At 56.4% G+C, this 25,902-nt stretch carries 18 protein-coding genes; 13 read left to right on the top strand and 5 right to left on the bottom strand.

Annotated features, from left to right (window positions below):
• The first annotated feature begins 342 nt into the window (after positions 1-342).
• The 6 genes from AC13D2_RS08040 (at position 343) to AC13D2_RS08015 (ending at position 8,972) form a co-directional block, all read left to right on the top strand.
• Complete coding sequence (locus AC13D2_RS08040; RefSeq protein WP_482938451.1) at positions 343-1,479, top strand: TolC family protein; 1,137 nt, start codon at positions 343-345, stop codon at positions 1,477-1,479.
• A 24-nt stretch (positions 1,480-1,503) separates the two neighbouring features.
• Positions 1,504-2,751, top strand: coding sequence for an efflux RND transporter periplasmic adaptor subunit (locus tag AC13D2_RS08035; RefSeq protein ID WP_482938450.1), 1,248 nt, complete (start codon positions 1,504-1,506; stop codon positions 2,749-2,751).
• Positions 2,752-2,765: 14 nt separating this feature from the next.
• Positions 2,766-5,963, top strand: a complete 3,198-nt coding sequence (locus tag AC13D2_RS08030) for an efflux RND transporter permease subunit (protein WP_292050240.1) — start codon at positions 2,766-2,768, stop codon at positions 5,961-5,963.
• Between the two features lie 76 nt (positions 5,964-6,039).
• Positions 6,040-6,480 carry a GtrA family protein gene (locus AC13D2_RS08025; protein ID WP_292050239.1) on the top strand — a complete coding sequence of 147 codons (441 nt, stop codon included), beginning with the start codon at positions 6,040-6,042 and terminating at the stop codon, positions 6,478-6,480.
• Positions 6,464-7,492, top strand: coding sequence for a glycosyltransferase family 2 protein (locus AC13D2_RS08020; RefSeq protein WP_292050238.1), 1,029 nt, complete (start codon positions 6,464-6,466; stop codon positions 7,490-7,492). Before AC13D2_RS08025 ends, AC13D2_RS08020 begins: the two co-directional genes overlap by 17 nt.
• Complete coding sequence (locus AC13D2_RS08015; RefSeq protein WP_292050237.1) at positions 7,476-8,972, top strand: ArnT family glycosyltransferase; 1,497 nt, start codon at positions 7,476-7,478, stop codon at positions 8,970-8,972. The genes AC13D2_RS08020 and AC13D2_RS08015 overlap by 17 nt, the downstream gene beginning before the upstream one ends.
• A 76-nt stretch (positions 8,973-9,048) precedes the next feature.
• Here the strand turns inward: AC13D2_RS08015 and AC13D2_RS08010 are convergent, their stop codons facing one another.
• The 3 genes from AC13D2_RS08010 to AC13D2_RS08000 all read right to left on the bottom strand — a co-directional run bounded on the left by AC13D2_RS08010 (position 9,049) and on the right by AC13D2_RS08000 (position 13,535).
• Positions 9,049-10,164: an ATP-binding protein gene (locus AC13D2_RS08010; RefSeq protein ID WP_292050236.1), complete on the bottom strand. Its 1,116-nt coding sequence runs from the start codon at positions 10,162-10,164 to the stop codon at positions 9,049-9,051.
• 236 nt (positions 10,165-10,400) lie between these two features.
• Positions 10,401-11,072 carry a response regulator gene (locus AC13D2_RS08005; RefSeq protein WP_292050235.1) on the bottom strand — a complete coding sequence of 224 codons (672 nt, stop codon included), beginning with the start codon at positions 11,070-11,072 and terminating at the stop codon, positions 10,401-10,403.
• Between the two features lie 321 nt (positions 11,073-11,393).
• Positions 11,394-13,535 carry a TonB-dependent receptor family protein gene (locus AC13D2_RS08000; protein WP_292050234.1) on the bottom strand — a complete coding sequence of 714 codons (2,142 nt, stop codon included), beginning with the start codon at positions 13,533-13,535 and terminating at the stop codon, positions 11,394-11,396.
• A gap of 202 nt (positions 13,536-13,737) precedes the next feature.
• Here AC13D2_RS08000 and AC13D2_RS07995 point away from each other — a divergent pair, with 202 nt between their 5' ends.
• From AC13D2_RS07995 to astB, 5 genes are read left to right on the top strand one after another with little or no spacing between them, the layout of a single operon-like run.
• Complete coding sequence (locus AC13D2_RS07995; RefSeq protein WP_292050233.1) at positions 13,738-14,955, top strand: aspartate aminotransferase family protein; 1,218 nt, start codon at positions 13,738-13,740, stop codon at positions 14,953-14,955.
• A 50-nt stretch (positions 14,956-15,005) separates the two neighbouring features.
• The gene (locus AC13D2_RS07990) at positions 15,006-16,022 is read left to right on the top strand and encodes an arginine N-succinyltransferase (RefSeq protein WP_292050232.1); all 1,017 of its coding nucleotides are present in this window, start codon (positions 15,006-15,008) and stop codon (positions 16,020-16,022) included.
• Between the two features lie 28 nt (positions 16,023-16,050).
• Complete coding sequence (gene astA / locus AC13D2_RS07985; RefSeq protein ID WP_292050231.1) at positions 16,051-17,097, top strand: arginine N-succinyltransferase; 1,047 nt, start codon at positions 16,051-16,053, stop codon at positions 17,095-17,097.
• Between the two features lie 5 nt (positions 17,098-17,102).
• The gene (gene astD / locus AC13D2_RS07980) at positions 17,103-18,578 is read left to right on the top strand and encodes a succinylglutamate-semialdehyde dehydrogenase (protein ID WP_292050230.1); all 1,476 of its coding nucleotides are present in this window, start codon (positions 17,103-17,105) and stop codon (positions 18,576-18,578) included.
• A gap of 13 nt (positions 18,579-18,591) precedes the next feature.
• Positions 18,592-19,932, top strand: coding sequence for an N-succinylarginine dihydrolase (gene astB / locus AC13D2_RS07975; protein ID WP_482938449.1), 1,341 nt, complete (start codon positions 18,592-18,594; stop codon positions 19,930-19,932).
• Between the two features lie 21 nt (positions 19,933-19,953).
• On the opposite strand, the gene AC13D2_RS07970 is transcribed toward astB, so the two are convergent.
• Positions 19,954-20,595, bottom strand: coding sequence for a TetR/AcrR family transcriptional regulator (locus AC13D2_RS07970; RefSeq protein ID WP_482938448.1), 642 nt, complete (start codon positions 20,593-20,595; stop codon positions 19,954-19,956).
• A 163-nt stretch (positions 20,596-20,758) separates the two neighbouring features.
• Between AC13D2_RS07970 and AC13D2_RS07965 the strand changes: the two genes are divergently transcribed.
• Complete coding sequence (locus AC13D2_RS07965) at positions 20,759-21,838, top strand: efflux RND transporter periplasmic adaptor subunit (protein ID WP_482938447.1); 1,080 nt, start codon at positions 20,759-20,761, stop codon at positions 21,836-21,838.
• Positions 21,838-24,867 carry an efflux RND transporter permease subunit gene (locus AC13D2_RS07960; RefSeq protein WP_482938446.1) on the top strand — a complete coding sequence of 1,010 codons (3,030 nt, stop codon included), beginning with the start codon at positions 21,838-21,840 and terminating at the stop codon, positions 24,865-24,867. The genes AC13D2_RS07965 and AC13D2_RS07960 overlap by 1 nt, the downstream gene beginning before the upstream one ends.
• Positions 24,868-24,875: 8 nt before the next feature.
• Here the strand turns inward: AC13D2_RS07960 and astE are convergent, their stop codons facing one another.
• Positions 24,876-25,895, bottom strand: a complete 1,020-nt coding sequence (gene astE, locus AC13D2_RS07955) for a succinylglutamate desuccinylase (protein ID WP_482938445.1) — start codon at positions 25,893-25,895, stop codon at positions 24,876-24,878.
• Positions 25,896-25,902 lie beyond the last annotated feature (7 nt).

Genomic DNA, 25,902 nt, shown 5'->3' with positions numbered 1-25,902 from the left:
AAGTGTTGGAAAGTAAGGGGCATCGAATGACATGCTATTGATCTGAACGCTGCAGAAACATAAGCCTTTGGTGCTCATTTTGTCCGTCAAAAGGACGGTCCGGGAATGCTGGTGGAGCCGGAGAGCGGTTTCTTTTGTGGATGACGCTTCGAATTCAAGTTCATTTCAATCTTTTCACTTACTATCTCGGGCTCTTCCTGCCTCATCATGGACGCCTCGCGCCTATGAATTGTGGCTACTAACCCCTTCGGGAGAAAGTCGATGAAGGCAAGCAAGCACTCGCCTAGGGCGTTGCTGTGTTCAGTACTATTGTCCATTCCTCTGTTCGGTCAAGCGGAGACTGTGAATTGGACAAACTGGCTCACTGGCCAGATAAGCAAGCATCCAGATGTAATGGCGGCGACAGAGCAGGCGGCAGCCCGGAATTCGGATGCAGAGGCAAGCGAACAACCGCTGTATAACCCGGAGCTGTCTGTTGGAGCAGACAGAACGGGCAGTGAAAACAACTTTGAGGCAGGGCTGTCACAAACGATCGATTGGTCTGATCAACAGGGTGCGCTAAAGGATAAGGCAAAGCTGATCAGGCTTTCCGCACAAGCTGATTTGAACGAGACGATTTTGGCACAAACGTCTGAGTCGCTGTTTGCGCTTGTCGAGTGGCGCGCGGCGACGCGTGCCGAAGAAATTGCGGAATCTCAACAACACCGTCTGGATGCCTTGCTGGACCAGGTTGAGCAACGCCAGCAGGCAGGCGATCTGGGGCGTACCGACGCAGAGCTGCTTTTTTTAAGCCTTTCTCAACAGCTCAGTGAACTCGCTCAGGCAAAGGCTGCAGTTGATCAGGCGCAAGCCCGGGTCAGAGAGCTTCTGCCGGATTGGCAGCCTCAGGATGGGGGGATTCCCGGGCACATTTGGCCGGCTCTTGAATCCAGGGTCGACAATGACAATCTGCTGGCTCATCCGTCAATTGCTGCTGCCCGCGCGAGGTGGCAGGTGCTGCGGAGCGAAGCCGAGGTGGCCAGGCGCAGAGCGGCGGCATCGCCAACGGTCGGGCTTAGCGGAGGGCGTGATGGCGGCGAGAATCTGGTTGGCCTGACGTTCTCGATCCCTCTGAACGTCCGTAATAACTACCGCGCAGAAATCCGAGCTGCCAACCGACGATCATTGGAGGCCGAGGCTCGGTTTCAGGCACTTTATCGGAAGCAGCAGTATGACCTGGCGGGCGCCCGAGCTGCCTGGAAGCGATACGACACCCAACTCAGCCGATGGACAAAACTCTCCCAGGGGCGTGTACAACGAAGTGCCGATTTGCTCGGGAAGCAGTGGCAGGTCGGCGATCTTTCCACATCTGAATATCTCCAGGCACTGGGCCAGCGCGCGGAGAGCCTGCAAACCGGCATTGAGCTGGAAAAGCAAGCGCAGTTGGGCCTGATTGAACTCTTACAACGGTCTGGCGAACTGGTTGCCCCCTTTCAATAATATTCTGGAAACTGGATATTCATTATGAAGACAACTCTGATTTCTGTATTTGTATTGACGTTGCTTATAGCCCCATTTTCATTTGCACAGGCAGAGGAAGACGCTCATCAGGAAACCGGCCATGATCATGCTGCCGGTGGCGACGATCATCAAGAAGGCGCCAGTGAAGAGGTCGAGCATAAGGAAGAGCATGGTGAAGAAGGTGAGCATGAAGAGGAAGGGGGGCACGGCCACGAAGATGAGAACGGTGGCCATGAAGAAACAGCCACCGCGAGCCTCAATGCCAAACAGAAAGACCTGGCCGGCATTGAAGTGGCAACGCTCGAAAGCAAGCGCGTTGACTATGAAATATACGCGCCCGGTGAGCTGCTAACCAACGGCTATACCAGCTATCACGTGTCCCCCCGGGTTGCCTCAGTGGTGCTGCGGCGTCACGTAGAATTGGGTGAGCACGTAACCAAAGGCCAGCCTCTGGTAACCCTGTTCAGTGAGACGGTGGCACAGGCGCAGGCAGATTACAGGAAAGCTTATCCTGAATGGAAGCGAATCAGCGGGCTGGGTCGTTCTGTGGTTGGCGATCAGCGATTCAATACAGCGAAAGCCAATATTGAAGCGGCAAGCGCGACTCTGCTTGCTTATGGGCTAAACGGTGATGACATAGGTGCATTGAAGGCCAGTGGTGTGGGTAGCCTCGGTGAATACATGCTCAGAGCTCGCGTGGATGGCGCAGTACTAACCGATGAGTTTGAGCAAGGACAGAGAGTTGAGGCTGGCCAGCCGCTGGTGACTCTTGCTGACGAGAGTGAACTTTGGGTAGAGGCCCATCTGCCAGCAAGCTCCGACATTGTTCTTGAGAAGGGCGCGGAAGCTGTCGTCAAAGCAGCTGGTCGTGTGGCCATGGCAACGGTGTCTCAGGAAGCCCACACCATTGATCCCGTTACCCGTACACGGATTGTCAGGCTGGAGCTGGACAATCCTGAAGATCGTTTTCATCCCGGAATGTTCGCCGATGTGTATTTCCGTTTTAAAACCAGTGATCCGGTGCTTGCGGTGCCGGAGACTGCATTGATGCGTGGCGCAGACGGCGACTGGACGGTCTATGTGGAAGAGGCCGAAGGCGAGTATGAACCCGTGGAAGTAGAACTGGGTCGTTCAATTGGCGGGCTCCGTGAGGTTTCCGGCCTGGCTGCGGGCCAACGAGTCGTTTTGCGGGGCGCATTTTTTGTGGCCTCTGAGATTGCCAAAGGCGGCTTTGATCCGCACAACCACTGATTCAGGGAACCATTATGTTCAACCGAGTAGTCGATTGGGCGGTTCAGAACCGCCTGTTGGTTCTTATTGCACTCGCGGTGCTTATAACCACTGCCGCATTTCAGATCCCAAAACTGAATCTTGACGCTTTCCCTGACGTTACAAACGTCCAGGTGGCTGTTAATACTGAGGCGCCCGGACTAGCGGCTGAGGAAGTCGAGCAACTGATCACCTATCCCATTGAGGCGGTGATGTATGCCTTGCCGGATGTTGAGGAGGTTCGGTCCATCTCCAAAACCGGGTTGTCTGGTGTCACCGTGGTTTTTAAAGAGGGCACGGATATCTATTTCGCGCGCCAACTGGTGTTCGAGCGGTTGCAGGCCGCGCGGGAGCTGATTCCGGACGGCGTCGGGGTGCCTGAAATGGGCCCGAATACGTCCGGTCTCGGCCAGGTCTATCAGTACTTGTTGATAGCGAGCCCGGATTCGGGGTACGACGCAATGGAACTACGCAGCTTGCACGACTGGTTGGTCAAGCTGCTGCTGATACCTGCTGAGGGCGTTACAGAGATCCTGTCGTTTGGCGGAGAAGTACGACAGTATCAGGTCAACCTGAACCCGGCGCGAATGCTGTCCTATGACTTATCACAGAATGACGTCATGGACGCCCTGGAGAACAACAACTCCAATGTTGGGGGGTGGTACATGGGCCGCGGACAGGAGCAGCTGGTTATTCGCGGTATGGGCTGGCTGGGTAATGGCGAGCAGGGACTGGAGCAGATCCGTCAGGTGCCCGTAAAAACCAGTGAAGGCATTACTGTGACGGTGAGCGATGTCGCCCAGGTGGCGCTGGGCACTGAAATTCGCCAGGGTGCGGTGACCATGACCCGGAAGGATGAAGGCGGTCAAGTGGAACAACTGGGTGAAGTGGTTTCAGGTATTGTACTCAAACGAATGGGGGCCAACACGAAAGCCACCATCGACGGCATTGAGGCCCGCATTGATCGCATAAACCAGGCGCTTCCGAGTGGGGTTCGTTTTGAGCCCTATTACAACCAGGCGGATCTGGTGACCAAGGCCGTAGAGACGGTGACCAATGCGCTTTTGTTGGCTTTTGTGTTTATTGCGGTCGTGCTTGCCCTGTTTCTGATGAATCTACGGGCAACAACGCTCGTGCTGCTTTCAATACCGATTTCCATCGGTATTGCGTTAATGATCATGGCCTGGTTCGGTCTCTCGGCCAATTTGATGTCTCTGGGTGGCATTGCTGTGGCAATCGGCATGCTGGTAGACGGCTCTGTCGTTATGGTCGAGAACATGTTCAAACATCTGACCCATCCTGATGCTGAGCATGACGCCCACCGGGACGAGTTGGTTGAAAATGACCCCGATCCGTTGGACGCGTCACACGATGATCATGGCATTGCGCTTAGACTGCAGGAAGCCGGCCGGGAAGTGGCGCGCCCCATCTTTTTCGCGACGGCGATTATTCTGGTTGTTTTCATGCCTCTGTTCAGTTTTGAAGGTGTGGAAGCCAAGCTTTTCCAGCCAATGGCGATCAGCATCATGCTGGCCATCGTGTCCGCTGTGATTGTTGCTCTGGTGGTCGTGCCTGCGTTGGCTTCGTTTATGTTTCGCAAGGGTATTCGGGAGCGGGAAAGCTTCATTCTAAAACCCCTGGAAAAGCTCTATCGCATGGGGCTTGCCTGGTCACTGAAGCATAGCCGCGTCGTTGTTGGCGCGGCAGTTGTTCTTGTTGTGCTGGCAGCGCTGATTGTGCCACGACTCGGCACTGAGTTCGTGCCTGAATTGGAAGAGGGAACGATTAACCTCCGGGTGACTCTGGCTCCCTCATCAAGCCTCGATACGGCGCTTGAAGTGGCGCCAAAACTGGAGGCCATGCTGATGGAATTTCCAGAAGTGACTTACGCTTTGTCCAGGGCTGGCCGAGCAGAAATAGGCGGCGACCCGGAGCCAGTTAACAACATAGAGATCTATATTGGCTTAAAACCAACTTCGGAGTGGACCAGCGCCAGTAATCGCTATGAATTGCAGGCTCTGTTTGAGGAGAAGCTCGAACAGCACCCGGGACTACTGTTTAACTTTTCTCAGCCTATCGCGACTCGGGTTGATGAATTGTTGTCAGGTGTTCGTGCGCAGTTGGCCATCAAACTCTTTGGCCCGGATCTCGACGTACTGGCGGAGAAAGGCCAGCAGATCGAAGCGGCGGTCCGAACCGTTCAGGGAACACGGGATGTGGCCATGGAGCAGATCGCCGGTGAAGCGCAGTTGGTGGTTCAGCCTGATCGTCAGGCACTCTCCCGGTACGGACTCGCCGTGTCTGATGTGATGAGTGTCGTCCGCGATGGACTGGGTGGTGCCGCTGCAGGCCAGATCATCAACGGAAATGAGCGGTACGATATCTATGTGCGTCTGGCCAAACGTTTCCGCGAAGACCGGGATGCCATTGCCGATCTCAGGTTACAGGCGCCGTCCGGAGCCTGGGTGAGACTCGGTGATGTGGCCGATGTGTCTATTGCGTCCGGCCCACCGCAGGTGCGTCGCGATGACGTTCAGCGCCGTGTGGTTATTCAGTCCAATGTGCAGGGTCGTGACATGGGCAGTGTGGTTGCCGATATTCAGGATACCATCGCGTCAGAAGTGAACCTTCCCCCCGGCTATTCGGTTGATATTGGTGGTCAGTTTGAAAACCAGCAGCGAGCTCAGAAGCGATTGACCATTGTGGTACCTGTATCTCTGGGCCTGATTGCACTGCTGCTGTACTTTGCTTTCAGTTCGGTTGGTCAGGCACTGTTAATTCTGGTCAACGTGCCGCTTGCTGTCATTGGTGGCGTCTTCTCGCTCTGGATTTCCGGCCAGTATCTTTCCGTGCCCAGTTCGGTGGGCTTTATCACTCTATTTGGTGTGGCGGTGCTCAACGGGGTCGTTATGGTCGAAAGCATCAATCAGCGAATACAGGATGGGTTGAACGTGGATACCGCGGTGTTTGAAGGTGCCGTCTCCCGGTTGCGCCCTGTATTGATGACGGCGATTACCTCGGCGCTCGGTTTGATACCAATGCTATTGTCGACGGGCGTGGGGGCGGAAATCCAGAAGCCGTTAGCCAGCGTGATTGTTGGCGGCCTTGTCACTGCAACCTTCCTGACGCTGTTTGTTTTGCCGGTTCTGTTCGGTCGCTTCTCTAGAGCCAAGGTGGGTGATATTCAGCGGTAGATGTGAGGCGGAAATGCATAGTTGCGGTTACATGCATGGAAGTGTAATTCCGCCCGTTTCAACGGAGACGAGGGTCTTGCTGTTGAAACATCGGACTCAATGGTTAGCCACGGGTGTGTCGGCCAGGATGAAGAAGGTTTCCTTTAAACGAATAAGTGGATTTTTTGCCGCTGGCGGAATGGCCACCCTTTTCCATTGGGCGGCCATGTCCGGCTTGGTTTTGCTTGGCATGGACCCCGTAGCGGCCACCTTTTCTGGAAGCGTCGTCGGAGCTGTTACCAACTACGGGTTGCAGAGGACTTTGGTCTTTCCAAATGCGCGACCACACATCCAGGCCATCTGGCGATACATTGTTTCCTGTTCACTCGCGTCTCTCCTGAACGTTCTGATCTTTTTCTGTCTGCATCAACTGTTTGAAATCCCCGTTGCTCCTGCACAGCTTCTAACCACCGTCGCTGTCGCTGCATTTAACTATGTTGTCTACCAAAGGCTGGTGTTCCGTGAACAAATCTCTTAAGACTTCCCGCGCACTGAACGAATCAGAGCTGCTTTCTCTGGTGGTTCCGGTTTTCAATGAACGGTCGATGCTCCCCATATTCTTTGATCATGTATTGCCAGTCCTTGCGAGCCTGGATATTCGCTCGGAAATCGTGGTCGTAGACGATGGCAGTGAAGATGGCAGTGCCAAATTCATGAAGACGATTATTGAAACCAAGTCGAGCATTCGCCTGGTCAAGTTAAGCCGCAACTTTGGTAAAGAGGCGGCCGTTACGGCGGGGCTGGAGCATGCACGGGGAGATGCGGTGATCGTTCTGGATGCAGACCTTCAGGACCCACCTGAGTATATTCCCGAGATGGTCAGGAGCTGGAAGTCAGGCTTTGATGTCGTCCTGATGCAACGTCGATCGCGCGTGGGTGAGAGTTTTTTCAAACGTTTGAGTGCACACCTTTTCTATCGTTTGCTCAACAGGACCAGTCGCACTGAAATACCCGTCGATACGGGCGACTTCCGGTTGATGAGCCGGCGGGCGGTTGATGCCCTTCTCCGGTTGGGGGAGCGCAACCGTTATATGAAGGGACTCTTTGCCTGGGTCGGTATGCCAACGACAATCATCAAATACGACCGGGCATTGAGAGCGGCAGGAGAAAGCAAGTGGGATTATCCTGGCCTGGTTGGCTTAGCTCTTGAAGGGTTGACCTCCTTTTCAGTGTCACCTCTCAGATGGGCAACGTTGGTTGGCTTGCTGGCTGCGTCCGTCGGTGGATTGTTCGGGGTCTGGATTGTCGCGAAAGCGATCATGCTTGGGGACCCGACTGACGGGTATCCATCTTTAATCGCTCTCATCAGTTTTCTGGGTGGCATACAGCTGGTGAGCGTTGGCATCGTCGGTGAGTATGTGGGCAAAACCTACATCGAATCGAAACTGCGCCCCCTGTATCTGACCGAAGAAGTGGTCGAGAACCGGGAGGTGTCGAGCCGAGACCAATTCAGTAACTTCAGGGGCGTCAAGAATGCTAAAGCGAATTGAGCCCTGGTTCTGGGTGCTGGCCGCCATATTGTTGAGTCGCTTTATCGGGATGACGCTGTTTCCCCTTGTGGATACAACCGAGCCCCGATACGCGGAGATCGCTCGCTTAATGGCTGAAACCGGGGACTGGATAACACCCTGGTTCGAACCCGGAACTCCGTTCTGGGGAAAGCCTCCCTTGTCATTCTGGGCTCAGGCTGCCTCTCTAAAGCTATTTGGACTGTCTGAATTTTCCCTCCGGCTACCGGCGTGGTTCGCCACGATCGGAATCGTCTGGCTGACGTGGTGCCTTGCAAAACATGCGCGGGGTGCTGTGGTCGCTAGATGGTCTATTCTGGTGCTTTCTACCATGGCACTCACCTATATCAGTGCCGGCGCAGTAATGACTGATACCTTCCTGGTTTTTGGAACGACCCTCTCGCTGGTGAGCGTGTGGTTTGTGCTTTCAGGGCGCTCTGAGTACTGGCGCTGGTGGTTTTTCGTGGGCCTGGCTATCGGTTTGTTGTCAAAGGGACCGTTGGCTGTTGTATTGACGGTTACCCCGCTGGTGCTCTGGGCTGCTATTTTCAGGCAGCGGTTACAGCCACTGAAAAAACTACCCTGGCTCCTTGGTTCACTTCTAACACTATTGATTGCTTTGCCATGGTACGTGCTCGCTGAATTGAAAACGCCGGGGTTTCTCAACTACTTCATTATTGGCGAGCACTTTAGCCGGTTTCTGGATCCCGGATGGGCAGGCGATTTATACGGTAGTGCCCATAATCGGCCCAAGGGCATGATCTGGATATTCTGGCTTTGGGCTTCATTTCCGTGGGGTATCATTGGCTTGGTTGGCTTTGGATTTGCAGCAGCGAGAGGCAAAACAAAGGATATCTTCACTGATGCTGCTCAGGATGCCTCAACGCTGTATCTGGTGTTTTGTGCGATAACGCCAATGCTGTTTTTCACCCTGGCAGGCAACACGCTTTGGACGTACGTCCTGCCTTCTCTGCCCTTTTCTGCAATTCTGATTGCTGGATGGGTGTCGCACCTCGATTTACGTCCTTGGTCCAGAATCAGGTTGGGCGCCGTTTGGCTTGCGCCCATCGTCATCACCCTTTTTGTTTTCATTGGTGTTAGTGGCGTAAAACCACTAAAAACCGAAAAGCAATTGATCAGCCGTTATGAAAGTATTCGTCGAGAGGGAGACAGTCCAATTTTTTACATCGGTGAGATGCCGTTTTCGGCACGCTTTTATTCGTTGGGCGACGCAGTGGAAGTTACCCCAACAGAGTTCGACAGCCTGCTGGAAACTGATGGTTACGACAGGGTCTTTGCAGCGATACCAAATCATGAAGTGAATGATTTTCTCAATCGGCAATCCGCCGACGCTGAGAAGTTGGGGGAGAACAAACGATATCAGCTATTCTCGATCAATCTTCCGCCAACCAACAGCCAGAATGACTCCGTTGATTCTGATTTAAACTCGAAGAATGATTAGTGACGCAGCTGATTACTGCTAAAACTGAGTCTTTGAAGGCCGGATATTTTATGATGACTGGCCTTTCGGTCGTAATCTAGTCCGGAAATGGCAGTAAAATCAGTATTCTGGCTCCTCCCTTTTTCGAGGATCCGATTTCCAGGTGTCCGAGGTTGTCTTCGACAATCTCGGACACGATGGACAATCCGAGCCCAAAACCGGCGACCGTTTCATCCAGCCTGGTGCCCCTGTCCATGACAGTGGCTGCCGCCTCGGGAGAAATTCCGGGGCCATCGTCCGTTACTTTTATGGTGAGTCCTGATGGCGAGCGGACAATTGACACGTCTACGGTTGTCTGGCACCACTTCCCACCATTTTCGAGTAAATTTCCAAGCAGCTCTGAAAGATCCTGGCGCTCCATTGGCCAACTGAAGTTTTCAGGTAAGGTGGTGTGGAGGCGGAAAACCGTATCAGGGAATATTTTTTCCATGACGGTGATGACACTTGTCGTGATTTCAACCGGCATGCACGTTCGTCCCATCTGTCTGCCTGATATGTCTGCCTTGCTCATCCTGTAGTTCAGGGATTTGTCAAGCTCCCGCAAGTTAGAGGCCATAAACACAACATCCTCCCGGGACGGAGGCAAGGTGTCGATGTCCGACAAAATGGCAAGATTGGCAGAGATAGAGGTTTTGACCAGGTGAGAGAGATCAGAATTCAGGCGGCGGTGGCGGTCCAGTCGACGGTTTGACAGCTCAAGCAAATCATTGAGCTGCCGGATCAGTGGACGAAACTCTTCCGGTACGTGAGGGTTCAGTCGACTTTGTTTTCCGGATTGGAGGCGTCTCAGATCCTCTTTTATCTTACTGATGGGCTTTAACGTCAGATGTGTGGTGGTTCCAATCAGGGCCAGCAGTATCGCCAGAAGAACCGCCGAGGCGCCGAGCAATGTCAGGTGGGCCTTCATCGGTCGCTCAGAGAGCGCCCCCTCGGTTTCCAGAACGGTGATTGAGACCAGTTTTTCACTGGCGGAGAAAATGCGTTTGAGCCCGAAAAGCGTGTTCGCACCCTGCACTATGTGGATGAACCCCTCGGGCTTCTCCGCAGCACCCTGCAGTTGGCTCTGGTCAAAGTTCGGGCTCGCCAGGACGCTTCCGCTTGCCGTTTCTATGACGATGGCATGCCCCAGAAGCATTTCAAACTGAATGATCATGTTGCTGAGGTCGTCAGATGTGGGAGATTCAGCCTCAATGATTGCCTGAAAGTTTTTCAGCTCTTTGTTCAGGTGCTGCTTCCTAGACTCGTCCGATAATTGCTTTATCACGTAGGTGTGTGAAAAGAATATCAGAGTAAAATATACGAGGCTGAAAACAGCACCATACTGAATGGCTGTTCTTCGGATACTTTTTGGCGCAGACATATTTTAACCTGGTTGGTCCATTCGGGCGTTCAGCGGGTAGAGTCTTTTTCGAAGTAGTAGCCCTGGCCACGCAATGTTTTTATTTTATTGACCCCTATTATTTTTCTAAGCCGGGTTATGTAAACCTGAACGACATTTCTGGTGGGGCATCTTTCTATGTTGTAGAGAGTTTCAACCAGTTCGTCCTGGGAAAACACTCGGTCCGGTGAACGGAGGAAGCACTGTAAAAGGCGGAATTCCGTAGCTGTCAGTCTGAACTCTTTTTGGTCGGGCGTGGTAAACGTTCGGTAGGTGGCGTTGAGACTGAATCCGTCAACACTGATCTGGTCTGTCGTTCTGCCGTCCTTTCTTCGGATAATCGCACTGAGCCGGGCTTTCAGTTCATCAAACTCAAACGGTTTGGGAAGGTAATCATCTGCTCCCGCATTCAACCCTTCTACTCTCTCAGTCCAGTTGGAGCGTGCGGTCAGAATAAGGATCGCCTCTTTTTTCCCGTTTTTTCTCCATCTTTGCATTAAAGAAAGTCCATTTTCATCGGGCAGTCCGATATCGAGAATAACGGCCTGGTAGGAACTTGTTTCAATCAACGAGTCGGCTTCTTTGGCGGTTTTGGCGATATCTACTGTGTAGTGCGCCTGCGCAAGCCAGTCCGATATTTTTTTGGCAAGTACAGCATTGTCTTCAACAATCAGAATTTTCATTTGTAAGCGCCGTTTTTCGTGGTGGGAAAGTTTCGCTCGTCCGCTATGGATTGTAACAGTAACGAAAGAATCAGGATCTGAAAAGCCGGTTATTAGCGTTGTCCAGGTTGGCTCTTCCGAGGTTGGCGACGCTGCGGTCTAGTTCATCAATGGCGCGAAGTTCTCAGGCGATGTGGCGTCTGAGTGTGAAAAAGAGGTTGCCGGAGTGACACAAAAAACCGGCTCCCGATGAGTGGAAGCCGGATTTTCAGCAACCTCCGTTCCTGACATCTTGACGCAAACGCGAATGCACCCGGGATTCAGGCACAACCCGTTCACTCATCAGAAATTGACACTTACCCCCAGTGAGGCAGTGCGCGGCAGGTTTGCCATGGCACCATCAGGCAAGCGTGAAACAATTTGCTGCTCATCGAACAGGTTGTCCACTTTCAGGAAGACATCGGCACTGGCGGTCAGTGCGTAGCGGCTGATGAAATCGACCAGGAACAGGGACTCGGTCTCGTCCAGTTTCGTGGCGGTATTGTTGCATCCCGCGCTGACGCACATCTCATCGACGTAGGTGGCCACAAGGTAGTTGTCCCAGCCACTCGGGTGCTCCATGCCTGTGCGGAAGCTCATCTGATTTTCAGGTACGTCCTTGAGCTGTTCACCTTTTTTCAGGCCCGAGGCGGCATTGTCCTTGCTGATTTCCGCCTGGGTAAAGGTGTAGGTAAGGCTGACCGGAAGATAGAATTCACCCGCCTGGGTGCCGGTCTGGAGCTGGAACTCAACACCGGAAATTTCAGCCTCGCCGGTTACGAAACTGCCAGAGGTGTCGCCATTGCTGCACGGCGAGCCTACCGAGCAGTTTTCGGCCTTATTGGAGAAGTCGCTGTAGAAGCCGATCATTTCCGCGAAGAACGCATTGCCGAAGTACCGGAGGCCAGCTTCCCAGTTCTTGCTGGTTTCCGGTTCCTCGTTGGCCCTGGCACCACCTCCAAGAGGGGAGAAACCCCGGTGCACGCCACCCAGAACCTGCCAGCTTTGGGACAGGTCATAGGTAAAGGAAGCACCAGGCAGGAGTTCAGCGCTGTCATTGGCGCGGGTGCTGTCGACGGTTGTGCGGCCGGGATCCGCGTATTGGGTGCGACCGGTTTTCATGTCCTCGTAGCGCAGGGCGAGATTTATGCTGAGCTTGTCCGTCGCCTGCCAGGTGTCGAGTGCCCAGAAGCTCAGGGCTTCGCCGGTCTCAAAGCGATTATTGCTACCGGTGGGGGCGACCGTGTTCTGGAACACCAGGGAGCCATTGACCTGATCATAAACGTCGACCGGCTGGAAGCGGTCCATTTCATCTTCGTGGTAGCGGGCGCCGAAATCAAACTGATGGCTGCCCATGTCGACATCAAGGTTTACCTGCACACCCTCGGACAGGTAGTCCCTGGCGTTGTTCTTGTAATTCAGGCCACTGGTGTCAACGGTACCGTCGAGAATACCCTGGGCATTGGTGTCTCCGGCGTTTGCCTGGTCGATGATGTTTCCGGCGCCACTGAGCTTATACCAATTGCGCTTAAAGTCGTTGCGATAGAGGGTCGTGGTGCTGCTTACATTGTTGCTCCACTCAAACTGATGAGTCAGGCTGACACCGGAGTGAGTGTTATCCATCTGGTCGGGACTGGAGAGCCCGTAGCGCTGGTTGGGATCCTGGTTGAAGTCCGCATCCGTCAGTCCGACATAGGTCGAGTTGGACGTTTCCTCCGAATACTGGATCTTGGCGGTCACGCTCTGGCGATCTCCCTGCCAGCGCAGCTTACCGACATAATCACTGATGTCGAAGCCACTGTTGCGGTTGCTTCGGTCAATGTCCTTGAAGCCTTGCGCTGAGCGCTGAACCGTTTCAAACAGGTAACCCCAGTCACCGTTCGTGTCGCCATAGGTTGCATGAACGTCGGTGGAACCGCGGTCGTTGGTGACGGCTTCGACGTAGCCCTTTTGCTCGTCGGGAATGGGTGTGGAGATCAGGTTGATCACACCGCCGGTGGTTTGTGGGCCATAGCGCAGCAGCGGGGCACCCTTGAGCACTTCCAGCGAGGACATGCGCTTCAGCGTCGGGAAATAATAAGCGGCCGGATTGGAGTAGGGTGCCGGCGCGATCAGAACGCTATCTTCCATCAGCGTGACATTGCTGCTGCGTTCGGCGGTGGCACCGCGAATGCCAATGTTAGGGCGCAGGCCCTGACCTTCCTCTTCCCGTACATACACGCCTGGGACGGTTTTCAATACCTGGTTGATGTCGGCTTCAACCTCAGTTTTCAACTGCTGATCGCCAACTACATAGCCTGACCCCGGCAGAGTTTGGGCTGCAGACGCATCGCCAATGATTTCCATAGGTTCAAGCATCTGGGGCTGATCATCGCCGACGGCCCAGCTCATGCCCGGGGCAAGACTGATCGCCATAGCCAGTGATAGTTGGGAAGGTTTAGACATGTGTTTCTCCGCAATATTCGTATTTGAATATATAAATGTTAATGATTTACAATTGCAAATAAGAATTTACGAATTGTTTATGCCTAAGTCAATAATCAGTGTTAATGACCGGGTAGGGACGGTGAGTGTGCCGGATGTGCTGATGCCCTTATAGTGGCGTATGATGGAATGTACCTTTTCACGTTTTGTTTGAGAGACACCGATGAACAGAGAACCTGTCAGCCGTGAGTTGTTCGATGAGGTAATGGTCCCCAATTACGCACCAGGGTCTGTGATTCCCGTCAAGGGTGAAGGCTCCCACGTATGGGATCAGGGAGGTAAAGAGTATATCGACCTGGCGGGTGGTATTGCGGTGACCTGCCTCGGTCACAATCATCCCGGCCTTGTGGGTGCGCTGATGGAGCAGGCGGAGAAAATCTGGCACCTGTCCAATGTCATGACCAACGAGCCTGCCCTTCGACTGGCCAAGACCCTGTGTGATCTGACCTTTGCCGAGCGAGTGTTCTTTGCCAATTCCGGTGGCGAGGCCAACGAAGCCGCGTTCAAGCTGGCCCGTCGCTATGCATGGGAACATTTCGGCGCGGAAAAGAACGAAATTATCTCATTCAAGAGCTCGTTCCACGGTCGCACCCTGTTTACGGTCAGCGTCGGTGGCCAGCCCAAGTACCTTGAAGGTTTTGAGCCTGCGCCTGGAGGTATTCATCACGCCGATTTCAACGATCTGGAGTCTGTTCGAAAGCTGATCTCTAAGGACAAGACCTGCGCAGTGGTGGTAGAGCCTATCCAGGGCGAAGGTGGCGTCATGCCCGGCGATCCGGATTTCCTCAAGGGCCTGCGCCAGCTCTGTGACGAAAACGATGCCTTGTTGGTGTTCGACGAAGTCCAGTCCGGCGTTGGCCGCACCGGGCACCTCTATGCCTATCAGATGTATGGTGTAACGCCGGATATCCTGTCCACGGCCAAGGGGCTTGGCGGTGGCTTCCCGGTGGCGGCCATGCTGACCACGGAAAAAGTGGCGAAAAGCCTGGGTATCGGTACCCATGGCAGCACTTATGGCGGGAACGCCCTGGCCTGTGCGGTTGCCCAACGGGTGATTGATACGGTGAGCCAGCCGGATATCCTCAAGGGCGTTGCGGCGCGTTCGGAGCGCCTCCGGAAGGGGATGATGGACATTGGTGAGCGCTATGGCATCTTCAGTGAGGTTCGTGGCGCTGGCTTGCTGCTTGGCTGTGTACTGACGGAAGACTGGAAAGGCAAGGCGAAGGAGTTTCTCAATGCCGGCCTGAACGAAGGTGTGATGGTGTTGATTGCCGGCCCGAATGTCGTTCGGCTTGCGCCGTCACTGATCATTCCAGAGCCTGACATTGATGAAGCGCTGGCACGGTTTGAGGCTGGTGTGAAAAAGGTTTGTGGTAAGTAGCAGACGTTAATCCGCGATAGTAACCACAAGCATGATGACAGGAGCCGCCTATGTGGCTGGTACGTCCGGCTCAGCCGGGTGACCTGAACGACATACTCGACATCGCCGGGGGCCAGGGCCCCCGGATGTCATCCACCCTGCCCAAAAAACAGGACGCGCTGTCCACCAAGATTGATCAATCTACCCGCTCCTTTGCCGGCATAAACAAACCTGACGAACCCAAGCGGTTCCTGTTCGTATTGGAAGACACCCGTACAGGTAAGGTGCAGGGCGTATCGGGTATCGATGCGCGGGCGGGTAATGGGCAGCCATTCTACAATTACCGTCAGGACGCACTTATCCATGCCTCCCATGAGCTGGGCGTTTCGCGCCGGGTGGAGGTTTTGTACCCGTCCCATGCGCTGACGGACCACACGCTGTTGTGCTCCTTCGCGATCCGGCCGGAGCTACGTGGTACTGACGCCTTCGAACTGCTGTCCCGCGCCAGGATGCTGTTTATCGCCAGCCATCGCTCGCTGTTCACGGATAAGGTGGTTGTGGAAATTCAGGGTGTGCAGACACAAGACGGCGAGGTGCCGTTCTGGGACAGTCTGGGGCGGCATTTCTTCAATATGGATTTTGAAACCGCCGATCAATACTCCGGGCTGTTGAGCAAAACCTTTATTGCAGAACTGATGCCACCCAACCCGATTTACGTCACGCTGCTGAGTCAAGCCGCTCAGGACGCGCTCGGGCAACCTCATTCACAAACCCAGGCGACGTATGAGTTGCTGCAGCGCGAAGGATTCCGGGCTGGGTGCTATCTCGATATTTTCGATGCCGGGCCGGTACTGGAAGCGCGCACCGATGCGCTCAAGTCTGTTGTGACCAGTCATCCGAAAACCCTCCATGCCGCCTCTACCGACGATGGCGAAACCTGCCTGATTTGCGGCGGTGACGGCGGGGATTTTCGTAGCACGCTGACGCCACTCGCCGAGAGCCTGCAGGACCAAGTGAAAGTGTCGCCGAAAACCTGGGAATACCTGGGCCTGAGCTCCGGTAACACGGTACGGGTGACACCATTATGAACAGGGCAATCAAAGACAGGAGGCCGGAATGCTGGTAATCCGACCCTTGCAGGAGAACGACCTCGACGCCCTGTACGCCATGGCTCAGGGCGCCGGAAAGGGGCTGACGACATTACCGGCGGACAGGGCATTGCTGGCAAGAAAGATCCAGCATGCGCAGGAAACCTTCAACCAGCGCTGCGCGCCAGAGGCTGGCTTGTACTTGTTTGCTCTCGAGGATACTGAGCTCAAACGGTGTGTGGGCATCAGTGGCATACAGGCGCGAGTGGGCCTGGACGAAGTGTTCTACAATTACCGACTGAGTGTGACGGTGAATGCTTCCCGCGAGCTGGACGTGCATGTGCGCACCCCGACGTTGCACCTGTCCAATGACATGACCGGTACCACTGAGGTCTGCTCACTGCTGCTTTCGAGCTCCCATCGCGGCGGTGGCACCGGCCTGTTGTTGTCTCGTTGCCGGTTTATGTTCCTGGACGACTTCCGTTCGCATTTTTCCGAGAAAGTCTTCGCCGAGATGCGGGGAGTGTCCGACAGCAACGGCCAGAGCCCGCTGTGGGATGCCCTTGGCAGCAAGTTTTTTGACATGGAGTTTAGTGAGGCGGACATGTTGTCGGGCCTTGGCAATAAATCGTTCATTGCCGAACTGATGCCCAAATACCCCATCTACCTGCCGATGTTGCCGGACGCTGCGCGGGCCGTTATTGGTCGCGTGCATGAAAACACCGAGCCGGCGCTGAAAATGCTGCAGGCCGAAGGCTTTAACTTTAACGGCATGGTGGACATCTTCGACGGTGGCCCGGCGGTTGAGGCTTTTATTCACAGTATTCGTACCGTGCGCGAAGGTATAAACCGCCACGTAATGATCCGCAAGAAGCCGCTGGTGACGGATGTCCCGGCGGAGCAACAGGTAATGATATCCAACCGCTCGTTCCGGGACTTTCGGGTAACCACCATACCGGCCGAGTGCATAGGACTCGATACTGTCAGTATTCCGGCCGATGTGGCCGAGGCGCTGGAAGTAGAATCCGGAGACCTCGTGCGGCTGGCCCCTTTGAAAGATACCGGAAGGAGGTAATGACAATGGCAAACCTGACAGGTCAACTCTTTATTGATGGACTCTGGCTGGAAGGCCATGGTGACTTTTTCGAATCCCTCCAGCCGGTTACCGGCGCGACGGTCTGGGACGGCGTCAGCGCCAGTATCGAAGATGTGGACGCCGCCGTGCGTGAGGCCCGCTCAGCGTTTGTTCACTGGCGTAAGCGCCCGTTCAGTGAGCGCCAGGTCCTGGTGGAAAAATTTGGTACGTTATTGGAGGAACACAAGGAAGAACTTGCGCACCAGATCGGCTCGGAAACCGGAAAGCCTCTGTGGGAATCCCGTACCGAAGTGGCGGCGATGATTGGCAAGATCGGAATCTCCGTTGCCGCCTACCACGACCGCACCGGCCACTCCGAATCCGACGTTGCTGGCGGTCATGCTGTATTGCGGCATCGCCCCCATGGCGTGGTGGCTGTGTTCGGCCCCTATAATTTCCCCGGGCATCTGCCCAACGGGCATATCGTACCGGCGTTGCTGGCGGGCAACACTGTGGTGTTCAAACCCAGTGAACTGACCCCCGGTGTCGCCGAGCTGACCGTGAAGCTGTGGGAAAAGGCCGGCCTTCCTCCCGGAGTCATCAATCTTGTGCAGGGGGCGATGCCGACCGGTAAATCGCTGTCGTCACATCCGGGTGTTGATGGGCTGTTCTTCACCGGCAGTTCCACGGTAGGGCACTTGTTGCACAAGCAGTTTGGTGGCCAGCCCGAGAAAATTCTGGCGTTGGAGATGGGCGGCAACAATCCGCTGATCGTCCAGAATGTGCATGACCTGGATGGTGCGGTGCATCACGCCCTCCAGTCCGCCTTCTTGTCGGCGGGTCAGCGCTGCACCTGTGCACGCCGTTTACTGGTACCAAAGGGTACCAAGGGCGACCAGTTCCTGGAGCGCTTTGTTGAAGTGGTCAGTCGAATCACCGTGGGCGATTTTGATGCGGATCCGCAACCGTTCATGGGGTCAGTAATTTCGACAGAAGCGGCCGACAAGCTGTTGGCGGCCCAGAACAGCCTGGTGACGCAGGGTGGGCAACTGCTACTGGAGATGCAGCGTCTGCGGGAAGGCACTGGCCTGTTGTCGCCGGGCATTGTGGACGCAACCGGTCTGGACCTGGTGGATGAGGAGTTCTTCGGGCCGTTGCTGACGGTTTACCGCTACAAGAGCTTTGACGAGGCCCTGGAGCTTGCGAACAACACCCGCTACGGACTTTCCGCGGGCATCCTGACGGATGACCACAAACTTTACGAGCGGCTGACGGACGAAGTGCGCGCCGGCATCGTGAACTGGAACCGACCGTTGACGGGTGCCAGCAGCGCCGCTCCGTTCGGCGGTGTTGGCGCCAGCGGTAACCATCGACCCAGTGCCTATTACGCCGCTGATTACTGCGCCTGGCCGATGGCCTCGCTGGAGGCGAAGAGGAGCGAAGTGCCGGAGAGCCTGGCGCCCGGGTTAAATTTCGACTGACGGAAGACGAGTCATGGCCAAGCACGCAGTAGAAGCCAATTTCGATGGCCTGGTAGGGCCTACCCATAACTACGCCGGGCTGTCGTGGGGCAACGTGGCGTCCAAGTCCAACATTCGCTCGGTGTCCAATCCGAAGGAAGCCGCCCTGCAGGGGCTGGCGAAAATGAAGCGTCTGGCGGATCGCGGTTTTGTCCAGGGTGTTCTGCCGCCCCACGAACGCCCGCATATTCCGACCCTGCGGGCATTGGGTTTTACCGGTTCGGACCGCGACGTTCTCAGCGCTGCCGCCAAACAGAGCCCGTCCATCCTGGCAGCGGCATCGTCGGCCTCCACCATGTGGACGGCCAACGCCGCCACGGTGTCGCCGAGCGCGGACACGTCGGATCACCGGGTGCACTTTACACCGGCGAACCTGAGCGCCAAGTTCCATCGCTCCATCGAGCACGTGGTCACCGGCAGGGCACTGAAATCCATCTTCGCGGACGAAGCCTGGTTTGCCCACCACCCGGCGCTGCCGTCGGTCAGCCAGTTTGGTGACGAAGGCGCTGCCAACCACACCCGTCTGTGCGGCGGGTATGGCGAGCCGGGAGTTGAATTGTTTGTTTACGGCCAGATCGCCTTTAACGAACAGGCTCCGGCCCCGAAACTTTATCCTGCACGCCAGACACTGGAGGCTTCCCAGGCCATCGTCCGCCTGCATGGCCTGAAAGACAGCCACGTGGTGTTCGCCCAGCAGAACCCGGCCGCGATTGATGCCGGGGTGTTCCATAATGATGTCATCGCGGTGGGTAATGGCAACGCGCTGTTCTACCACGAGCTGGCGTTTCTGGATGAAGAAACCGTGCTGGCTGATATCCGCTCACGCCTGACGGGTGCAAAACTGGAAGCCGTGCGTGTCACCAGTGAACAGGTTCCGCTGGAGGACGCTGTGGCCTCCTACCTGTTCAACAGCCAGTTGCTGAATACGCCCGATGGCATGATGCTGGCGGTGCCCGGTGAGTGCCGTGAGATCGAGTCGGTCAGCCGCTACCTGGACGAGCTGGTGAATGACTCGGGGCCGATTACGTCGGTGGAGGTTTTCGATGTCAAACAGTCCATGCGCAACGGCGGCGGCCCGGCGTGTTTGCGTTTGCGGGTGGTGCTGAACGACGACGAGCTCAAGGCCATGCACCACGGCGTATTGCTAACCGACGCCTTGTATGAACGCCTGACTACCTGGGTCGAGGCGCATTACCGGGAGGAGCTGTCGCAGGAGGATCTGGGCGACCCGATGTTGCTTGACGAAGTCCGTAAGGCATTGGATGAGCTGACCGGGATTCTCGGGCTTGGGTCTATCTACGATTTCCAGCTCTAATCCGGTCATCGCCCTCTTTTCTCAGGACGAGATAGAGGAGGTCAGCATCTCCATGGTATGGCGGATCAGTGATTCCGCAGAAACGTTGTCTTCCTGGCCGCTCTCAGTCATTTCGCTCTGACAGAGCATGATGACGCCGTGGAGAGCGCCGCGGAGGTAGAGCGCGGTTTCGACCGGATTGTGGATGCGCTCGCGGTTCATGGTGCCGTCTTCCAGCCCCAGGTGTATCGCACCAACCATCAGCTCCATGGTTTCTGCCTTGCAGCCAAACATCTCGCCTGCCAGCTCGTCATCTGCTTCTGACATCGCCGTGGAGGCTGTCGTCAGTGCGGAGAAGTAATCCGGCTGTTCGCGGTAGAAGTTGTAATAGGCCGCTCCCATGGCTGATATCTGGGCCAGCCCGGTATCCGCCGTCTGGCGAGCCTCCTCAAAGCGGCGGCACAGGCTGTGGCCGGCACGAAGCATGATGCCGCGCTGGATCGCCGCCTTATCCTTGAAGTACACGTACAACAATGCCCGGCTGAGTGCGGCCGTGCGGGCGATGTCGTCCATGGATGTGCGCTCGTAGCCCTTCTCCGAAAACACCAGTTCCGCAGCATCCAGAATGCTGTCGTACCTGGCCTGCTTCTCTTTCTCTCTACGGGTTTTTAACGGCTCACTCATAGGGGATTCCGGGTAATTGAGGCTGCGCTCTCATGATACATGGTTAGGGATGAAATCCGATTATTGACAAATTGTCAAAGAATGACATTATGTCTGATAATGAACTTTTGTCCACCGGATGGATGCTAAAAAACACCGTGACCATGGAAGAGAGGACTTCTCAATGAACATCGCCCGGCGCTCCGCCATCGTTTCCCTCTTGGCCGCTGCAAGCCTCCTTGTCAGCGCCTGTAAATCCAGTGAACCGGCGCCTGAACAGGGCAATGCCCCGGTGACGGTGCGTGCTGCCGAGGTGACGGGCGGCAAGACAGAGGGCGTGTCGCTACGCTTTTCCGGTATCGTTCGGGCGGCCCAACGGGCAACGCTGACGTTCCAGGTGAGTGGCACCCTTCGAGAGCGCGCGGTTGAACTGGGGCAGACTGTCAAGACCGGTGACCTGCTGGCGCGGGTATATAACCCCGCACTGGAACCGGCGCGGGATTCCGCAGCCGCCAGGCTGGACGAACTAAAAACCCAATATGATCAGGCCAAACGGGAATGGGAGCGCTCCCGCCAACTGCACGAGCGCGAGGTAGTGTCTGAGCAGGGGCTTGAGCAACTGGCCTCCCGGCGGGACAGCCTGAAAGCCAGTATGGCAACGGCCGAAGCATCTCTTGCCGAGGCCACACGCTTACTGCGAGAAAGTGAACTGAGGGCACCGTTCGACGGCCGGGTTGAAGCATTGCTGGTGGAACGGGATGAGTTTGTGGCCTCCGGCCAGCCGGTGATGCGTCTGTCGTCCCCGGAGGGGCGCGAAGTGGAAGTGCGGGTGCCGGCGTACATGCTCAACCATGTGTCGCTGTCGCAACTGCTGCCGGTTTGGTCGGTGCAGAATCGTAACCGTGCGCCGGTTACCGGCTCCATTGTGGAAATTGCCCAGCCCGGAGGTGTTCGCGGCGAGCTTCATCCGGTATTGGTCAGCCTGCCGGCAGATACCCTCGAACCCGGGGAGCCGGTGGAAGTGGGTATTACGCCCCGTGAAACCGTGGCCACGACGGTGCCGCTGTTGTCAGTGATGAAATCCAACGGAGGCGCCAGCGTGTTCCGCATTTCCGATGGCGTTGCCCGCCGGGTGCCAGTGACGGTGCAGCGGATCATCGGTGAGCGTGTGGTGGTGGATGCCGCTGATCTTAGCGCTGGTGATCAGGTGGTTTTTGCCGGCATGACCCGTATTTCCGACGGTGATGCCGTGGAGGTGCGCTGATGTCACTGCGCCTGCTGAACTTTCAACGCTTGCTGGGCATGGTGGTGACCATGCTGTGCCTCCTGGGGATTGCGGCCTACAGTACCATGCCGCGCCAGGAAGACCCTTCATTTCCCTATCGCGCCGGTCTGATTAGCATTAACTACCCAGGCGCCAGCGCCGAAGCCGTTGAGCGGCTGGTACTGCAGCCATTGTCGGACGAGTTGCGCCAGGTGGAGGAGGTCGATTATACCCAGGCCACTGCCCGTACCGGCGTGGCGATTTTCAACGTGCGCCTGAATGACACCATCTACGATACCGACTCCGCCTGGGATCGCGTACGCCAGGCCATGGACCGGGCGCGTCTGGATTTTCCCGATGACGTTGGCCAGATGGTGCTCGACGACCGCCTGATTGATATCCCCGCCATTATTCTTGCGGTCAGCGGTGCTGGTTCGGTCACCGAACTGAGCGACGTGGCGGAGCGCCTGAAACAGAACCTGGCGGACATTTCCGGCGTGTCCCGTATTGAGCTGGAGGGTGACGCGGACGAACAGATCACCCTGGCGCTGGACGACGCAGCCATGTACCGGCTGGGCATTTCCCCCGCACGCGTGTTGGACACGTTGGCGCGCCGCAACCAGACCACACCGGGCGGTTTTGTTGTCGCCGACGGTCGTCGTCTATCGGTGTTGCCAAACAGCGAATTCACCAGTATGGATGCCATTCGCGCGACGCCCATTGAACTGCCGGACGGCTCTCAGGTGCCACTGGCTGCTGCCGCCGAAGTCTGGCGCGGCCCGGCGGAACCACGACAGCCGGAGGCCTGGTACGACGGTGAACGGGTGGTACTGGTTTCCATGATTATGGAGGAGGGTAGTACCGACGCCATTCGGTTTGGTGAGCGTGTGCGGGAGCGGTTGTCGACGATCCGTGAGGAGTTCGCTCCCTATGACATCCGCGAGATGTTCTTCCAGCCCGATAAGGTGGAAGAACGGCTCGACAACCTCGCCTGGAGCCTGGTGATGTCCGTCATCATCATTGTGGCCGTGGTGTTCACCGGTATGGGCATCCGCATGGGGCTCCTGGTGGCGTCGATCCTGCCGATGGTGGCGCTGATCAGTATTGGTCTTTATGACCTGGGGGGTGGCGTACTGCACCAGATAGCGGTCATTGGCATGGTGATTTCTCTCGGTATCCTGATCGACAACGCCATTGTGATTGTCGAGAGCATTCAGGGATACCTGGATGACGGCATGCGAAGGCTGGATGCCCTTAAGCATTCCGTAAAGGAACTGGCGGGGCCGCTGGGAGCCTCCACGGGTACGACCATTGCGGCGTTCATGCCGTTGTTGTTGTCCAAGGGTGGGACGGCGGATTTCACCCGTGGTGTGCCAGTCATGATCATGCTCACCCTCTCTGTCAGTTACCTGCTGGCGGTGTCTGCCGTGCCGTTGCTGGCGGCCCGTTTCCTGAGACCTCGCAAGACAGACGCGCGGGAAGATAAGCTGGTTGGGCTGTCCCGTTTTCTCGGCGATCTGGTGGCCAGGCGCCCGGGAACCTTGATCCTCGCAGGTGCAGCCCTGGTGGTGTTCAGCCTGTCGTTGACGCCATTCATGAAGCAGCAGTTTTTCCCTAACGCGGATCGTCCCCAGGTGGTGGTTGAGCTGTACATGCCCGAAGGTACGGATCAGGAGCGCACGTCCAGTGTGGCGGCCGATCTTGAGCGCGCCATCCGCGGCCGACCGGAGGCTCTGGAAGTGCACCGGTTTGTTGGCTTTACCGGCCCCAGTTTCTATTACAACCTGCAGCGCGAGCCCCAGGCGCCAAACCGCGGGCGGATCGTGGTATCGACACCCACCCTGGAAGACACCACCGGACTGGTGCAGTGGATACGCGACTACGCCGGGCGCGAAATGCCGGAGTTGCAGCTAACGGCAGGAATCTTGGGGCAGGGGCCGCCACGGGCAGCGCCAGTGGAAGTGCGGGTTTATCACGCCAATGACGACACCCGTGCGCGTGCCGTGGAACAGGTGTTCTCGGCGTTGCGCAGCGTTAAGGGCACGGTGGATGTACGCCACAACCTGGATATCGGCGTACCGAGCATCGCCATCAATGTGGACGATGCCAGCGCGGCCCGCTACGGCCTGAATCGTGCCGATGTTGCCCAGAGCCTCTATGGTCAGAGCTTTGGGGTGGTGGCTGAACAGTATCGACAGGAAGAGGATCCGATTCCCCTGGTGTTGCGCTCCCGGGAAGGCACCGGCCTGTCATTGCCACGGTTGTTGTCGGTGAATATCTACAATGATCGGGGCGACGCGGTGCCTCTTTCCGCTATTGCTTCGGTGGAAACGTCCTGGCAATCGGCGGCCCTGTTCCAGCGCAATGGCACCCGGATGAATACCGTCTGGTCCAACCTGATGGCAGGTTACAGTTTCAGTCAGGCCCTGGAGGGACTGGAAGCAAGGCTTGCAGAAAACCCATTGCCTCCAGGTACCCGGCTGGACATGGGCGGTGACGCCGAGGGCTCCGGCGATGCCAACAACGCCTTGCTGACCACGGCACCCATTGGTGTGCTGCTGTTGCTGTTCTTCCTGTTGATTCAGTTCAATTCCTTCCGGCGTGTCGGCATCATCCTGCTGACAGTGCCACTGGCCACCGTGGGTATCTTCCCGGGGTTGGTGTTCTCCGGCTCACCTTTCGGCTTTCAGTCGCTGCTGGGTGTCATCGCCCTGGTGGGGATTGTGGTGAACAACGCGATCGTATTGCTGGATGTGATGGATCGACAGTTGGAAAAAGGCAATGACATCCGCGACGCTGTTCGCAAGGCGGTGGAGCAGCGCACCCGGCCCATCCTTCTGACCACCGCAACGACGGTAGCCGGCTTGTTACCGTTGGCGTTCTCCAGCTCCACCCTGTGGCCGCCGATGGCCTGGGCCATTATCTCCGGCCTGTTGGCCTCCACGGTACTCACGTTGCTGGTGGTGCCGTCGGTCTGCACCCACGTGATCAGCTGTAAGGTGGCAGAGCCAGAGAACGCTCCGGCCTGACGCTGACGCTAGCGTGTGGGCCTGATCATCAGGCCCACACGCTGGCCAACGGGTACGTCGCGGTTCGGGAACACTATGCCTTCGGGTGCGTCGTCTACCGTGTAGCGGGTGTTATTGTCTTCCCAGATGACCGTGCCCGGGTCGTACATGGTGAAGTTGGCGACGTTGTCTGGCACGTGGAATTGGAAGCTGTCGCCGGTGTTCAGGATTTCGTGCACGACTTCAAACACCGTTATGGGTGCTGCTCCCTTGTCCCTTTTTGGCGGCTCTTCGCCTTTCAGTCGTCGCCGCAGGGCATTGGCTATGCCCGTGAAGCGGCTGAGGTCGTTCTGCCCGAAAGGCCGTACCTTGCCAAGTTCCACAGTAAAACTCTCGGCCCCCAGTTTGGACGAGGAAAACGAGGCAAAGGTGGTGCCTTCACGGTGCTGCAATAGCAAGGTTTCTACTTCCGCCTCCAGCAGGAAATCAATCTGCCCATCCGGAATGTCCCTTCCCTCAACAAACGGATAGAGTGCGAACTTCTCCCGCAATGACGGGCGAATGGCGGTGTGCAGGTCGTAGTGGCACACATTGGCAGAGTGCCTGGTGGCGAAGGCCCTGCAGGCGTCCTCCAGCAACCGGGCTCTTTCCGCCTCGGGAAGTTTCCGGTATTCCGGTTTACGGTGGGCGCCACCGAACAGGCGGTTGAGGTTCACGTCAATAAAGCGCTGGCCAGCATCCATTGCTTTTGGGTTGCCAAGAATCAACAGTGCCGGGCAGGCCAGTTGCCATTGGCCATCGATCAGTTCATTCAATAGATGATTCAGAACCTCAATGGGGGCGGTTTCATTACCATGGATGCCAGCGGAAACAATCAGCGATTCATGGTTGGGGTTGGGGCGGCCAGCAGGGGGTTCCAGATAGAGGAGCCCTGAGTCCTGCAGCTGCAACCCCGTGCCGTCTTCCAGAACAACAATCTTTTCAGATGTTGCGTGCTCTGTTCGTGTGAGCGTGTGAGAAAGCCAATCAAGGCCAGGACCAAATATCATTTCACCT

This window comes from Marinobacter sp. B-12 (genome assembly GCF_056857915.1).
This window is presented reverse-complemented; position numbering and strand designations above follow the sequence as displayed.